Origin of the sequence: Curtobacterium sp. AB451 (assembly GCF_050585845.1) — a bacterium.
In the GTDB taxonomy this organism is placed as follows: Bacteria; Actinomycetota; Actinomycetes; order Actinomycetales; family Microbacteriaceae; genus Curtobacterium.
Window position 1 is genome coordinate 56,862 of sequence record NZ_JBOBQG010000005.1, and the last position, 15,632, is coordinate 72,493.

The window sequence follows — 15,632 nt, forward strand, 5'->3', positions numbered from 1 at the left end:
TCTCGATCCTACGGGCGACGGCCGACGCCGAGCGCTCCGCCCGGACGCCCCTCGCCGACACCGGACGCCGCGCAGACGCCGGACACCGACCTGACACCGGACACCGCCCCCGCACCGGACACCGCGCCGGCGGCCTGCCACCGACGTCGGGAGTCCCGACCCGGTGCGAGCGCAGGGACCGACGGATCGCGCTGCGGGGCCCCGGGAGCACCCCGCGGGGACCCGGGAGCCGAGCGCTCGGTCCACACCCGGAGCCCGCCCGAACCGTCCCGCCCGACCACGATCGTCCCGAGCAGATCGGTCCGGTACGCCCGGGTCCCGGCGGCGTCGAGCATCTCGAGCGCCGACCGGGTCGGGTGCCCGTACGTGTTGTCAGCACCGACACCGATGAGCCCGACCGCTGCCGCCGTCTCGTGGTACAGGAGCGGGTCCTGGTCGGCGGATCCGTGGTGTGAGACCTTGACGACGTCGATCGGGACCCGGTCGGCAGCGTCCTCAGCGTCGAGGACACCCCGGAGCCGCCGCTGCGCCGTCTCCCCCAGGTCGCCGAGGAACAACCCGCTCACGCACGACGGGCAGTCGGGTCCGGGCTCCGTGCGGAGGACGAGGCTTGCAGCGTTGCCGCTCTCCCCCGCTCCCGCACGCGGCCACAGCAGCCGCCACCGCAGGGGCCCGAGCGTGCCCGCGGTGGTGTCGTCAGCCGTCCGGACGTCGATGCCCGCGTCCACGAGCGACCGGCGGACCCGCTCGTCCTCGGGGCGGCCGGTGGGCCCGACCAGCGCCGTCCTCACACGGTCCGTCACCGATGCCACCGCGCCAACGTGGTCGCGGTCGAAGTGCGTCAGGACGAGCAGGTCCACCCGGTCGACACCGAGGAGGTCCAGGCAGGCGCCGAGCCGTTCCGGGTCGTCCCCGACGTCCACCATCGCGACGCCGGTCCCGCCGCGGATGACCACGGCGTCACCCTGCCCGACATCGCACGCCGCGATCGCCCAGTCGCCCGGCAGCCCCGCGCGGACGACGATCCGCGGCACGGCGACCGACACGAGTCCGATCGCCGTGACGGCACCCGCGGCGACGAGCAACCGGAACCGGACCGCGCCCGGTGTCAGGATCGCGACGGCGATGCAGGCGCTCACGACGGCTGCGGCCGCCACGCCGGTCACACCCGCGGGCCACGGCGCCGCCGCGACGGGGAGCGCAGCGGCGCCGTGCGCGATCCCGGCGATCGCCGTGGCCGGCGCCCAGGCGATGGCGGCGAGCACCGACGCACCCCACGGCCACAGCGGCGCGAGCACGCAGGCGCCGAGCCCGACCACGGTGACGATCGGCGCGAGCGGCTCGGTGAGCAGGTTGGCCGGCACCGCGTAGGTCGGGAACGCAGCCGACAGCGGGATCGTCACGGGCCAGCAAGCGACCTGGGCCGCGACCGGGATCGCGAGTGCCGCCGCCAACGGCGTCCGGAGGCGCGTGGCGAGGACCGCGGTCAGCGGTGGACCGAGCACGACGATCCCGCTCGTCGCGAGCACCGACAGGGCGAACGCGAAGGAGCGGGCGTACCAGGGATCGGCGACGAGCATGCCGACCACGGCCAGGGCGATCAGCGGCACACCCCGGACCGGGCGACCGGCGAGGTGGACCACGAGGACGACCACCGCCATCACCGTCGCGCGCACGATCGACGGATCCGGCCGGACGAGGACGACGAACGCCCCCAGGAGCGCGATCGCCGCCGCGGCGCGAGCGACGCGGGAGAGTCCGACGAACCGGCCGAGCACGACCACGAGGCCCACGATCACCGCGCAGTTCGACCCGGACACAGCGGTCAGGTGGGTGAGCGCCGAGGTCTCCATCGCCGCCTCGGTTCCGGGGTCGAGTCCGCTCCGGTCGCCGATCGCCAGGCCCCGCAGCAACGACGCCCCGGGTTCCGGCAGCGCCCGGGTGACCGCCACGAACGCCTGCCGTGCCCGATCGGTCGCGGCGAGCAGCCCCGTCGGCGGCGTGGTCCGGACGGCTCCGCGCAGGAAGGCGACGTACGCCGTGGCGTTCCCCGGTTCGTCCGGCTCGAGCACGGCCGCCCCGCGCAGCCGGGAGCCGGCGGCGATCGGTCCGTCGGCGCCGGTCCCAGCCGGGACCACCCGGACCGGGACGTGCAGTCCCTCGGTGTCGCCCGCGTCGACGAGGGTCCCGACGACCGAGCGGTCCCCCGGCGCGAGGTCGCGGGTGAGCACGACCTCGACCGTGACCGTCCCCGCACCGTCCAGCGCGACGGGACTCCGGCGGGCGTCACCGACCACCACCGCGACCGCCACCACGGTGCAGAACGCCGCCGCGACGACGACGATCCCGATGAGGCCGAGGGCACGCTGTGGGCGCTGGACGACGAGCCAGGCGATGCCGCCGCACACCACCACCGCACCGATCAGCACGACCCATCCGGCACGCTCGGGCGACCCGACCAGCAGCGCGGCACCGACCCACGCGGCCGCCGCGGGCAGGGCCACGCGCAGGTCGCGGACGCCGGGCGTCGTCTCGACGGCCACCGGGAGGCCGATCAGACCCGCACGCGGTCGCGGAGCTCCGCGAACCGAGCGTCACCGATGCCGCTGACGTCGAGCAGGTCCTCCACCGCGGCGAAGCGTCCGTGCTCGTCACGCCATGCGAGGATCCGACCCGCGAGCGACGGGCCGATCCCCGGGAGCGTCTCGAGCGCGGTCTGGTCCGCCGAGTTGAGGTCGACGACGGTGCCGCTGGACGCACCAGTGGCCCCAGCCCCGACGTCGGCGCCCGCGCCCGGCGGACCGTCGACGGGCTCCGGGATCGCGGTCTCCCCCGTCGCCGGAACGTACAACCGCTCCCCGTCGGCCAGTACCCGCGCGAGGTTCACCCGGCTCAGGTCGGCATCGTCACGCGCACCGCCCGCCCGGTCGACCGCGTCGGTCACCCGGCTGCCGGCGGCCAGGGTGACGAGGCCCGGCCGCGCGACCGCTCCGAGGACGTGCACCACCACCCGGTCGGCCACGGCCGAGGCGGACGGCGACGACCCGCGGACGCCGGGGGACCCAGGACCGCCCGTTGCCGCGGTGGACGACCGGACGGACGGCGCTCCGGTGACCGTCAGCGCACCACCCCCGTCGTCCGGTGCGGACGAGCCCGATCGGGCTCCGAGCAGCACCACGACCAGGGCGATGACGACCACCACGGCGGCCAGGAGCACCGTGGCACGGGGCGACACCGCCAGCGCGGCGAACCGCGACGAGGACGAAGACAAGGACGAAGACGACGAGGACCCGGACCGACCATCACCAGACGACATGCCGGCACGCTACGGACGCACCACGCCCGACCGGGGGCCCGCCCGGAGACCGGTGGACCACCGGACGGTCCGCTCGCCTGTGGAGGAACGACCGGAACGACCACACCGACCGGAACGACTGAACGGGCCGGAACGACCAGACGGACCGGACCGACCAGAACGACCAGCCTGACCGGACCGCCCGGACCGACCGGACCGCGCGGACCGACCCGCCGGAGCGCTACCCCTTGATGGCGATGTTCACGAGCTTCGGCGCCCGCACGATCACCTTCACGATCTCGCGCTCACCGATGTACCGCTGCACGTTCGCCGACGCCCGCGCCATGGCCTCCAGCTCCGCGGGCTCGATCGACTTCGACACCTCGAACGAGTCCCGAACCTTGCCGTTGACCTGCACGACCGCCGTCAGCGACTCCTGCACGAGCAGCGTCGGGTCGGCCTTCCGCCACCCGTACGTGGCGACGGTCGGCTCGTAGCCCAGCTTCTCCCACATCTCCTCGCCGACGTACGGCGCGAAGACCGCGAGCCCGAGCGTGATGGTCTCGACGGCCTCGCGCACGGCGGGGTCGGCCGCGCCGGGCCCGTTGTCGATCGCCTTGCGGGTGACGTTCACCAGGTCCATCAGCCGCGCGATCACGACGTTGAACTTGAACGACTCCATCATCCCCGGCGCATCGGCCAGGAAGCGGTGCGTGACCTGCCGCAGCGCACGGTCGCCGTCCGCCCACACGACGTCGGGCGACGAGGTGACGTCGAGCGCCAGTCGGTAGGCACGGGCGAGGAAGCGTGCCGAGGCGGACGGCGAGACGTCCTCCCAGTTGATGTCGTCCTCCGGCGGACCGGCGAAGCCCATCACCAGGCGGATGGCGTCGACCCCGTTCGCGTCGAGCTCGTCGCCGAGCGAGACGCCGCCCTTCGACTTCGACATCTTCGAGCCGCCGGACAGCACCATGCCCTGGTTGAGCAGCGCCGAGAACGGCTCGGTGAAGTCGAGGTAGCCGAGGTCGAACAGGACCTTCGTGACGAAGCGCGCGTAGAGCAGGTGCAGGATCGCGTGCTCGATGCCGCCGATGTACTGGTCGACGGGGGCCCACTTGCGCGCGACCGCGGGGTCGAACGCCTGCGTGTCGTCGTTCGCGGCGAGGAAGCGCAGGAAGTACCACGACGAGTCCACGAAGGTGTCCATCGTGTCGGTGTCGCGGAGCGCGGGGGTGCCGTCCACGGGGTTCGGGACGTTCACCCAGTCGGTCGCGCCACCGAGGGGCGAGGTGCCCTTCGGCTTGAGGTCGAGGCCGTCGGTCTCGGGCAGCCGCACCGGCAGCTGGTCCATGGGCACCGGGTGCTCGGTGCCGTCGGCGCCGTGGATGATCGGGATCGGGGTGCCCCAGAACCGCTGCCGCGAGATGAGCCAGTCGCGCAGTCGGTAGGTCTTCGCGGCGCGTCCGGTGCCCCGCTCCTCGAGCAGGGAGATCGCCGCGCTGATGGCGTGCTGCTTCGACATGCCGTCGAGCGGGCCGGAGTTGATCATCCGACCGGTGCCGGTCAGCGCCTCGCCGGTGGACACCGGGTCGAGTGCCGGGAGCTCGGTGTCGGGCGTGATCACCGGGATCGCCCCCGTCACGGCGGCGTTCGTGTCCACCACGACGCGGACGGGCAGGTCGAACGCCCGGGCGAAGTCGAGGTCGCGCTGGTCGTGCGCCGGCACGGCCATGACGGCGCCGTGGCCGTAGTCGGCGAGGACGTAGTCGGCGGCCCAGATCGGCAGGCGCTCCCCCGTCAGCGGGTGGATCGCGAAGCGGCCGAGCGGCACGCCGGTCTTCGGGCGGTCGGCGTTCTGCCGGTCGATCTCGGAGGTCTTCTGGGTGGCGGTCAGGTAATCGGCGAACGCAGAACGCACCGAGTCGTCAGCAGGTTCGACGAGCGAAGCGGCCAGGTCCGAGTCGGGCGCGACGACCAGGAACGTCACCCCGTGGATGGTGTCCGGACGCGTGGTGAACACCGTGACGGGCTCCTCACGCCCCTCGATCACGAAGTCGACGTCGGCACCGACCGAGCGGCCGATCCAGTTGCGCTGCTGGGCGATGACCTTCGCCGGCCACCGACCCTCGAGCTGGTTGAGGTCGTCGAGCAGCCGGTCGGCGTACTCGGTGATCTTGAAGTACCACTGCGTCAGCTTCTTCTTGACGACGACGGCGCCGGAACGGTCCGACGTGCCGTCCGGCAGCACCTGCTCGTTGGCGAGGACGGTCTGGTCCACCGGGTCCCAGTTGACCCAGCTGTCCTTGCGGTAGGCCAGGCCCTTCTCGTACATCTTGAGGAACAGCCACTGGTTCCACTTGTAGTACTCGGGGTCCGAGGTGTGGATCTCGGTCGTCCAGTCGAACGAGGGCGCGTACCGCTTGAACGAGGCCTTCTGCTGCTCGATGTTCGCGTAGGTCCAGTCCTTCGGATCGACCCCGCGCTTGATCGCCGCGTTCTCGGCCGGCAGCCCGAACGAGTCCCAGCCGATCGGGTGCAGCACGTTGAAGCCCTGCTGCCGCCAGTACCGCGCCACGAAGTCGCCGAGCGCCCAGTTCTCGGCGTGCCCCATGTGCAGGTCGCCGGACGGGTACGGGAACATCTCGAGGATGTACTTCCGGGGACGCGTGTCGTCGAGGTCGGTCGTGAAGAGCCCGAGCTCCTCCCAGCGCGGCTGCCACTTCTCCTGCAGACGACGGAAGTCGTAGGCGTTCGGGTCCTCGGGGTACGGCTCGGTGGTCACGGAACTCTCATTCAGTCTGGAGGCACGGATCACGTCCGTCGGACGCGCTCCGGTGGTCAAGGATATAAGGCCGGGAGGAACGGATCACCGCACCGGCGTCGGCCCGCCCCCGGCGGGTGGTCGGCTCACGCCGCCACGAGTCGCCCGTCGCGCATCCGCAGGGTCCGGTCGACGAGGTCCGCCGCGACGGGCACGTGCGACACGATGACGACCGTCCTGCCGTCCTGCCGCGCGGCCCCGACGAGGTCGCGGAGCACGGCGTCACCGAGGTCGGGGTCGATGTCGGCCGTCGGCTCGTCGAGCACGAGCACCGGGAACGCGTGCAGGAGCGCCCGGGCGAGCGCGAGCCGGTGCGCCTGCCCACCGGAGACCAGGGCCCCGCGCTCCCCCACGCCCGCGTCGAGGCCACCGCGACCGTGGACCCAGGCGGCGAGACCGACCCGCTCGAGGACGGCGAGCAGCTCGTCGTCGGTCGCGGTGTCGCGGGCGAAGAGCAGGTTCTGCCGGACCGACTGGTCGAACACGAACGGGTCCTGCTCGATCAGGCCGACGCGCGCCCGGACGGCGTCGGGGTGCATGTCCCGCGCCTCGACACCGTCGAGCGTGTAGGAACCCTCGTGGTCGACGAACCGGACGAGCGCGTCCACGAGCGTCGACTTGCCGGCGCCGCTCGGGCCCTCGAGGACGACGACCTCGCCGGGGTGCAGGTCGAGCGACACCCGGTCGACGGCGGCGGCCGCGGCGCCGGGCCAGCGCACCGAGACGTCGCGGAGGGCGATGGTGACCGGACCGTCGACCACGAGCGAGGCGGGGTCGGCGTCGGCGTCCGGCTCGGGGACGATGCCGGCCGGCACCTCAGCCGGGACGACCCGCTCGACCCGGTCGGCCGCGGCGCGGACCCGACGGAACGTCAGGACCGCGAGCGGCACGCCGCCGACGACCTCGAACAGCGCGAGCGGGACGAACACGGCGAGTGCCCAGAGCGGGCCGTCGAGCGCTCCGGTGACCACCGCGGGCGCGCCGACGGCCAGGATCCCGACGACCGCGCCGCCCCCGACGAGACCGACGAGCGCACCGACCAGGGACTCGACCGTCCCCCGACGCCGCACTGCCCGGGTCACCCGGGCGTCGAGCCCGGCGATGTGCTCGAGCCGCTCGTCGAGCGTGCCGTACGCGGCGAAGACGTCGAGCGTCCGCACGGTGTCGAGCACGAGGTCGGCGACGTGGCCGCGGTCCGCGGCCGTCTGCTCGTCGGAGCGCCTGGCGACCGACAGGGTGACGACCGAGCCGAGCAGCGCGGCCACGGCGAGGGCGACGAGCAGCACGACCGCCGCCGGCACCGACACGACGGCGACGGCGATGACCGAGAGCAGCGCCGCCACCCCGGCGGACACGAGCGGACCGACGACCCGGATCGGCAGGTCCTGCAGCCGGTCGGTGTCCGTGACGAGCCGGGTGAGGAGGTCACCGCGACCGGTGGCGCCGAGTCCCGCCGGCGCGACCGAGGACAGCCGACGGTACATCTCGGTGCGGACGACGGCGAGCTGCCGGAACGACGCGTCGTGCCCGGCGAGGCGGTCCACGTAGCGCAGGGCCGCCCGGCCGAGCGCGAACGCACGCACGCCCACCATGACGAGCGTCAGGTACAGGATCGGCGGGTGCTCGGCCGCCCGGGTGATGAGGTAGCCGCTCGCCGCGAGCAGCGCGACGGCGCAGACCGCGCTGAGCGCACCGGCGGCGACCGCCTTCGCCCACCCGGCGCCGTGCGGCATCGCGAGCCGCAGGACCGAGTCGTCCCGCGCGGCCCCGCCGCCACGCCGTCGGCGCGTCGGACGGTGGCCGACGTCGTGGGTCTGCCGTGCCTCCTGGCTCATGCTCGCACCCCGTCCACCGGGGTGACCGTGACCGCACCACCGGAGCGCACGTCGACGCGCACGTCCGCAGCCGCGACGACCGCGGGTCGGTGGCTCGCGACGACGACGACCGCGCCGTCGTCGGCGAGACGTCGCAGCGTGCGGACGACGTGCGCCTCGGCGTCGGCGTCGAGCGCGGACGTCGGCTCGTCGAGCAGCACGAGTCGCGTGTCCGCGCGCCGGACGCGGTACAGCGCCCGCGCGACGGCCACACGCTGCGCCTGCCCGCCGGACAGGCCGCTGCCGCCGGAGCCGACCGGGAGCCACGGGTCGAGTCCCAACCCCGCCTCGCGCAGGGCGGTGCGCACCGCCTCGTCGTCGGGGGTCGCGCTGAGCGCGACGTTCTCGGCGACGGTGCCGCGGACGAGTCGGGGACGCTGGTCGGCCCAGGCGGTCCGCTCCGCGACCGTGCTGCCCCCTCGACCCGGCACGGTCACGGTGCCGTCGTGGGGCAGTGCGCCACGGATCGCCCCGATGAGGCTGGACTTGCCGGAGCCGCTCGGACCGGCCAGCACGACGAGCGTCCCCGGCCCGGCCCGCAGGTCGAGCGGCCCGATCACGACGTCGGGACGGCGGACGGTGAGCCCCTCGAGCACGAGGTCACCGGCCGCGGGGAGGCCGCCGGGCCGTGCCGCGGGTGCCGTGGTGTCGTCGAGGACGTCCAGGACCGCCGACGAGGCCTCGACACCGTCCTGCGCCGCGTGGAAGTCCGCACCCACCTGGCGGATCGGGGCGAAGGCCTCGGGTGCGAGCACGAGCACGAACATCGCGGCGCCCAGCCCGAGCGAGCCGTCGACGAGCCGGATGCCGATCGACACCGCGACGAGCGCGACGGCCAGGCTCGCGGCCAGTTCGAGTGCGAACCCGCTCACGAACGAGAGCCGGAGGACACCGATCGTGCCACGCCGGTACTCGTCGGTGACGACACCGATCCGGCCGACCTGGCGCCGCGCGCGGCCGAACACCTTGAGGGTGGCCAGTCCCTCGACCGCCTCGGTGAAGGCACCGCCGAGCGTCGCCAACGCGTCGGACTGCTTCCGCTGCAGCGCCTGGGTGGCGAGGCCGATGAGGATCATGAACACCGGGATCACCGGCAGGGCGCAGAGCACGACGAGACCACTGGTCAGGTCGCCGAGGCCGATCGCCACGAGGAGCACCGGCGTGGCGATCGCCGTGAGCGCCAGCTGCGGCAGGTACCGGCCGAAGTACGCGTCGAGCGCGTCGAGCCCGGGGCCGAGCGTGGTCGCGAACGCCGAACTGGAACGCTCGGCGAGCCACGACGGCCCGCGTTCCGCCGCGCGGGCGAGGACCGTCGCCCGCAGCTCGCTCTTCACCGTCGCCGCGGCACGGGCGGCGAGGTCGTCGGTCGCCCAGGCGGCCACCGCGCGGACGACGAACGCCGCGCCGAGGAGCGCGAGCGCCGGGACGAAGGCGCTCGGGACGCTGCCGTCACGGACCGCGTCGACGCCGAGGGTCACCGCCGCCGCGATCCCCCACGCGATCGCGATCGTCGCGAGCGTGCGGAGGACCCCGGTGCCGGCGGCCGCGACGATGAAGCCGCGGGCCGTCCGCGACAGCCGCAGCAGGCGCGGGTCGAGCGGCTTCACCGTCGCCGCCTAGTGCGCGGCCTGGGTCACGTGGGCCCGGGTCACGCGCTTGCGGAAGATCCAGTACGTCCACGCCTGGTAGGCGAGCACGAGCGGCACGAAGATCAGCGCCACCCAGCTCATCACCGTCAGCGTGTACGAGCCGCTCGAGGCGTTGTACACGTTCAGGCTGTTCGCCGGGTCGTTCGTCGCGGGCATGACGTCCGGGAAGATCGCGGTGAACATCGCCAGAACGATGGCGGCGATCGTCAGCGCCATCAGGGCGAACGCGCGCCCCTCCTTGCCCCAGGCCGTGCAGAGCACCGCCAGCACGAGGGCGAGCGCGGCGACGACCGACAGGACGATCGAGGTCGGGGTGGACCGCACGAACGCCATCCACACCAGGAACGCTGCACCCACCACGATCGTGAGCACGCCGGCACGGGTCGCGAGACGCTTCGCCCGCTGCCGCATCTCGCCCTCGGTCTTCAGCGCGACGAACACGACACCGTGCGTGAAGAAGACGAGCAGCGTCGCGAGACCGGTGAACAGCGCGAACGGGTTGAGCAGGTCGAACAGCGTGCCGGTGTAGTTGTGGCCGGCGTCCATCGGGATGCCGCGGACCACGTTGCCGAACGCGACGCCCCAGAGGAACGACGGCACCGCGCTGCCGACGATGATCATCAGGTCGAACCGGCGCTTCCACTCCAGGTGCTTGTTCTGGTGCCGGTACTCGAACGAGACGCCGCGGGCGATGAGCGCCGCGAGGATGAGCAGCAGCGCCAGGTAGAACCCGGAGAACATCGTCGCGTACCACTCCGGGAAGGCCGCGAACAGGCAGGCGCCCGCGACGATGACCCAGGTCTCGTTGAGGTCCCAGACCGGCCCGATCGTGTTGATCAGGACCCGGCGGTCGGTGTCGTCCTTGCCGAGGAACGGCAGGGACATGCCGACCCCGAAGTCGAAGCCGTCGAGGACGAAGTAGCCGACGAAGAACAGGCCGACGATCGCGAACCAGAGAACGGGGAGATCCATCAGTAGACCGTCACTTCGTGCTTGACCTCGCCGGTGGCCTCGTCGACCTCGGCCGGTGCGCCGGGGCCCTCCTGCGCCACCTTCTTGATGAGCCGGAACTCGACCACCGCCAGCGAGCCGTAGATGAGCGTGAACACGATGAGCGAGATGAGGACCTCGACCCCGGTGACGTTCGGCGAGACGCCGTCGCTCGTCTTGAGCAGCCCGAACACGAGCCACGGCTGGCGGCCCATCTCGGTGAAGATCCAGCCGACGATCATGGCCGCCATCGGCAGCGGGACGGTCCAGGTGGCGATGCGCCAGACCCACCGCTGCGTCGGGAACCGGCCCTTGCGGGTCAGCCAGAGCCCGACGAGCGAGACCAGCACCGCACCGACGCCGAGGGCGATCATCCAGCGGAACGACCAGTAGGTGACCCAGATGATCGGCTTGTAGTCGCCCGGGCCGTAGACCTGGGAGTACTGGGCCTGCAGGTCGTTGATGCCCTCGACCGTGCCGTTGAAGGTGTGCGTCGACAGGAACGACAGCAGGTACGGCACGCGGATCGAGAACAGCTCGTGCACGCCGTCGGGGGTGCCGAGCGTGAAGATCGAGAACGACGCGTCCTTGCCGGTGGCGGTGTTGTAGAGCGCCTCGGCCGCGGCCATCTTCATCGGCTGCGTGTCGACCATGGTGAGGCCGAGCTGGTCGCCGGTGAGGACCGTGAGCGCCCCGGCCGCGAGCATCGTCCACATGCCGAACTTCAGCGCCGGCATCATCGTCTCGAGGTTCTGGTTCCGCGCGAGGTGGTACGCGGCGACCGAGATGATCACCGCGGCCGCGACCATGAAGCAGGCGAAGAGCGTGTGCGGGAAGGCGGCCAGCGCGACCTTGTTGCCGAGCACGGCCCAGATGTCCGTGAGCTCCGCGCGGCCCTTGGCCTCGTTCATCGCGAAGCCCACCGGGTGCTGCATGAACGCGTTCGCGGCGATGATGAAGTACGCCGACATCATGGTGCCGACGCTCACGCACCAGATGCTCGCGAGGTGCAGCCCCTTCGGCAGGCGGTCCCACCCGAAGATCCAGATGCCGATGAACGCCGCCTCGAAGAAGAAGGCGAGGATGCCCTCGAGCGCGAGCGGGGCGCCGAACACGTCACCGACGAAGCGGGAGTAGTTCGACCAGTTCATGCCGAACTGGAACTCCTGCACGATCCCCGTCACGACGCCCATCGCGAAGTTGATGAGGAAGATGCGCCCGAAGAACCGGGTCAGCTGGAGGTAGTGCGCGCGCCCCGTGCGGTACCAGGCCGTCTGGAACACGGCCACGACGACGGCCATGCCGATCGTCAACGGGACGAAGAGGAAGTGGTAGATCGTCGTCAGACCGAACTGCCACCGCGACAGGAGGAGCGGGTCGAGGATGTCGTTCATGCGGCGTTTCCGAGCCGGTTCGCCGCGCGCTGTTGGTGCACGTCAGTTGCTTCCTGTGGAGGGGAACTTCTGGTGTCACTGGCCGTTGGGACACCACCACGTTACCTCCCGGACACATGGTTCGACAAGTTGTAGAAACCCGCTCTGCACGAACGTGCAGGAGAGTTGCACGGCACAACCGTGCGGAACACTGGTGCATGCGCCGTGTGCACCAACGACGACAGGTGCCGGGCAGATTGCCCGACACCTGTCGTTTTGTGGTGCTGTGCGTGCTACAGCAGGTCGTTGTCCTGCAGGAACGCCTTGGCGACGGAGGCCGCCGACTTCTGGTCGACCGAGTTCTGACGGTTGAGCTCGATGAGCGCGTCGGTCGTGAGGAGCTTGTTCACCTTCTCGATGGCGTCCGCCGCCTTCGAGTCGAGGTCCTTCGACACGATCGGGGTGACGTTGTTCGCCGGGACGAGGTGCTTCGGGTCCTCGAGGGTGACGAGCTTCTCGGTCTTGATCGAGGCGCTGGCGGAGTAGATGTCCGCGACCTGCGAGTCACCGTCCTGGATCGCTTTGATCGTCAGCGGGCCGCCCGAGTCGTTCTGCTGGTTGACCTCGCCGGTGATGCCGTACTTCTCCTTGAGGCCCTTCGGACCGTAGGCGGCCGTCGCGAACTCCGGGTTGGCGGCGATCGAGATCGTGCCGCCGATCTTCGAGAGGTCGGCGATGGACTTCAGGTCGTACTTGTCCGCCGTCGCCTGGGTCACCGTGTAGGTGTCGGCGTCGGAGGCGTCGGCCGACGGCAGCGCCTTGACGTCCGACGGCAGCGCCGACTTCAGCGCGGAGTTGATGCCGTCCGTCGTCGTCTCGGTCGTGGTGTCCTTGCCGTCCTCCTGCAGGAGGTAGTTCAGCAGGTTGCCGTTGTACTCCGGGAAGACGTTGATGCTCCCCTTCGCGATCTCGGGCCAGTACGCCTTGCGCTGACCGATGTTGAGCTTCTTCGTGACGGTGAAGCCCTCGTGCTCGAGCTCCTGCGCGTAGAGCTCGGCGATGATCTCGTTCGACGGGTACGCCTGCGAGCCGACGACGATGGTCTTGGAGTCCCCGCCGCCGGAGCCGGAGGAGAGCGGGTCGCTCGACGAGCAGCCCGCGAGGGCGATGGCTGCCGCGGACGCGACGGCGATCGTCGCGGCGAGACGCCGGGTCGTTGCTGTGATCACGGGTGGGTTCCTTCCACAGGGGTTGATGCTCGTGGTGCTGAGCTTCGGGAGCTCCGACGCGACAGACGCGCCGACCCGGCGGAGACACCCGCGGGGACGGCGAGCCGCTGCAGCGCGGCGAAGACGATCTCGAACGCGATGGCGAGGGCGATGACCAGGAGGGATCCGCCGAGCACCTCCGCGTAGTCGGAGTTGGCGATGCCGGAGAAGGCGTAGCCGCCGAGTCCGCCGGCGTTGATGTAGCCGACGAGGGTCGCGGTAGCGACGACCTGCAGCACCGCCGCACGGATGCCGCCGACGATGAGCGGCAGGGCGAGCGGGATCTCGACCTTGCCGAGGACCTGCCAGCCGGTCATGCCCTGCGCCTTGGCGGCGTCGATCGTCACCCGGTCGATCGCCTCGACGCCCGAGTAGGCGCCGGCGAGCACCGACGGGATGGCGAGGACGACGAGGGAGATGAGCGGGGCGCCGAGCCCGAGGCCGATCGCCAACGCCAGCAGGGTGAGGAGGCCGAGCGTCGGCAGCGCGCGGATGCCACCGGAGACGCCGACCGCGATCGAGCGGCCCCTGCCGGTGTGGCCGATGGCGAGACCGAGGGGCACCGCGATCACCACGGCGATCGCGACCGCGAGCAGGGTGATCCAGACGTGCTCCCAGAGCCGGACGCCGACGGCGTTCTGGCCGACGTTGTTCGCCGGGTCGAAGATCCAGGCGATGCCCTGTGCGAAGAGGTTCATGCGGACACCTCGTTCGCCCGGACGTCGTCGGCGGCACGACGGCGGACGGCACGGGCCGACCGGCTGCTCCCCCGCGTCCACGGCATCACGAGCCGGCCGATCCCCACGAGCAGCACGTCGAACACCAGCGCGAGGACGATGGTGAGGACGATGCCGGTGAGGATCTCGGCGCTGATGGCACGCTTGAGCCCGTCGGTGAGCAGGAAGCCGAGGTTCGGCACGCCGATGAGCGCACCGACCGTGACGAGGCTGATCGTCGACACCGACACCACGCGGATGCCGGCCAGCAGCACCGGACCGGCGAGCGGCAGCTCCACCTTGAAGAACCGCTGCGTCGGCGAGTACCCGAGCGCCTCGGACGCCCCGACGACGTCCTGGTCCACCGCGTCGATCGCGTCGGCGGCGGACCGGGCCATCAGGGCCACGCCGAAGATCGTCATCGCGATGACGACGTTCACCGGGTCGAGGGTGCTCGTGCCGATGATCGCCGGCAGGACGAGGAAGAGCGGCAGCGCCGGGATCGTGTAGAGCAGGCTCGCCACGACGACGATGGTCGACGCGGTGCCGCGCGCGACGCCGCTGCGCTTCCGGAGCCGCGAGACGAGCAGGCCGATCGGGACCGACAGCAGGAAGCTGATGACGATCGGCGGGATCGACAGCCAGACGTGCGCGATCAGGTTGTCACTGATCGTGTCCGTGTTGCCGAGGACCCAGTTCACGCGTCGCCCCGGGTCTCCTGGGGCACTGCCGCGGCCGCGTCGACGACCTGCACCGGACCGGTGAGCACGCCGGCGGCGCGCCCCTCGCCGTCGACCACGATCGGGCCGGTCGGCGTCTGCTCGACGCGGAGCGCACGGCGGCCACGGCCGGCGCCGATGAAGTTCGCGACGAAGTCGTCGGCGGGCTCGGCCAGGATCTCGGCAGGGGTGCCGAGCTGGGCGATCTCGCCGCCCTTCTTCAGGATGACGACCTGGTCGCCGAGCTTGAAGGCCTCGTCGATGTCGTGCGTGACGAAGACCACCGTCTTGCCGAGCTCGCGCTGCAGCCGGATGAGCTCGTCCTGCAGGTCGTTGCGGACCAGCGGGTCGACGGCACCGAACGGCTCGTCCATCAGCAGGATGTTCGGGTCGACCGCGAGCCCGCGGGCCACACCGACGCGCTGCTGCTGTCCGCCGGAGAGCTGGGAGGGGTACCGGTTCGCGAACGCGCGGTCGAGGCCCACCGTGTCCATCAGCTCGAGGGCGCGCTGCCGGGCGTCGGCCTTCGAGACACCGGTGAGCAGCGGCACCGTGGCGATGTTGTCGACGACCTTGCGGTGCGGCAGCAACCCGGCGTTCTGCATGACGTAGCCGATGCTCCGACGGAGCTTGACCGGGTCGACGCCCGCGACGTCCTCCCCGTCGATCTCGACGGCACCTGCGCTGGGGTCGACCATGCGGTTGATCATCCGGAGCAGCGTGGTCTTGCCACAGCCGCTCGACCCGACGAAGACCGTCGTGGTCCTCGAGGGGATGACGAGGCTGAAGTCGTCGACCGCGTTGGTGCCGTCCGGGTAGGTCTTGCGCACCGAGCGGAACTCGATCATGGGTGCCCTTCTGTTCGGAGGTAGCCCGACTCCGAGTGAGAGTACCCGTCGGGTGCGACACCCGTTCCCCCGTGACGGC

11 protein-coding genes are annotated in these 15,632 nt (G+C 71.6%); all 11 read right to left on the reverse strand.

Annotation, left to right across the window (positions count from 1 at the left end; genetic code table 11):
* Positions 1 to 8: 8 nt before the first annotated feature.
* A complete protein-coding gene (locus tag ACQXVK_RS12995; RefSeq protein ID WP_430853807.1) occupies positions 9 to 2,543 on the reverse strand; it encodes a ComEC/Rec2 family competence protein in 2,535 nt (844 codons plus the stop codon).
* Positions 2,544 to 2,554: 11 nt separating this feature from the next.
* Positions 2,555 to 3,271 carry a helix-hairpin-helix domain-containing protein gene (locus ACQXVK_RS13000; RefSeq protein ID WP_430853808.1) on the reverse strand — a complete coding sequence of 239 codons (717 nt, stop codon included), beginning with the start codon at positions 3,269 to 3,271 and terminating at the stop codon, positions 2,555 to 2,557.
* A gap of 265 nt (positions 3,272 to 3,536) precedes the next feature.
* Positions 3,537 to 6,077: a leucine--tRNA ligase gene (gene leuS, locus ACQXVK_RS13005; protein ID WP_430853809.1), complete on the reverse strand. Its 2,541-nt coding sequence runs from the start codon at positions 6,075 to 6,077 to the stop codon at positions 3,537 to 3,539.
* A 125-nt stretch (positions 6,078 to 6,202) separates the two neighbouring features.
* Positions 6,203 to 7,951 carry a thiol reductant ABC exporter subunit CydC gene (gene cydC / locus ACQXVK_RS13010; RefSeq protein WP_430853810.1) on the reverse strand — a complete coding sequence of 583 codons (1,749 nt, stop codon included), beginning with the start codon at positions 7,949 to 7,951 and terminating at the stop codon, positions 6,203 to 6,205.
* Complete coding sequence (gene cydD, locus ACQXVK_RS13015; RefSeq protein WP_430853811.1) at positions 7,948 to 9,597, reverse strand: thiol reductant ABC exporter subunit CydD; 1,650 nt, start codon at positions 9,595 to 9,597, stop codon at positions 7,948 to 7,950. Before cydD ends, cydC begins: the two co-directional genes overlap by 4 nt.
* A gap of 9 nt (positions 9,598 to 9,606) precedes the next feature.
* Entirely contained in the window at positions 9,607 to 10,611 is a 1,005-nt protein-coding gene (cydB, locus tag ACQXVK_RS13020; protein WP_430853812.1) for a cytochrome d ubiquinol oxidase subunit II, read from the reverse strand.
* Positions 10,611 to 12,023: a cytochrome ubiquinol oxidase subunit I gene (locus tag ACQXVK_RS13025; protein WP_416394439.1), complete on the reverse strand. Its 1,413-nt coding sequence runs from the start codon at positions 12,021 to 12,023 to the stop codon at positions 10,611 to 10,613. Before ACQXVK_RS13025 ends, cydB begins: the two co-directional genes overlap by 1 nt.
* Before the next feature lie 272 nt (positions 12,024 to 12,295).
* A complete protein-coding gene (locus ACQXVK_RS13030) occupies positions 12,296 to 13,231 on the reverse strand; it encodes an ABC transporter substrate-binding protein (RefSeq protein WP_022907007.1) in 936 nt (311 codons plus the stop codon).
* On the reverse strand, positions 13,228 to 13,968 hold the full coding sequence (locus ACQXVK_RS13035; protein ID WP_022907006.1) for an ABC transporter permease: 741 nt from the start codon (positions 13,966 to 13,968) through the stop codon (positions 13,228 to 13,230). The genes ACQXVK_RS13030 and ACQXVK_RS13035 overlap by 4 nt, the downstream gene beginning before the upstream one ends.
* The gene (locus tag ACQXVK_RS13040) at positions 13,965 to 14,687 is read right to left on the reverse strand and encodes an ABC transporter permease (protein WP_022907005.1); all 723 of its coding nucleotides are present in this window, start codon (positions 14,685 to 14,687) and stop codon (positions 13,965 to 13,967) included. The genes ACQXVK_RS13035 and ACQXVK_RS13040 overlap by 4 nt, the downstream gene beginning before the upstream one ends.
* Complete coding sequence (locus ACQXVK_RS13045; protein WP_022907004.1) at positions 14,684 to 15,553, reverse strand: ABC transporter ATP-binding protein; 870 nt, start codon at positions 15,551 to 15,553, stop codon at positions 14,684 to 14,686. Before ACQXVK_RS13045 ends, ACQXVK_RS13040 begins: the two co-directional genes overlap by 4 nt.
* Positions 15,554 to 15,632 lie beyond the last annotated feature (79 nt).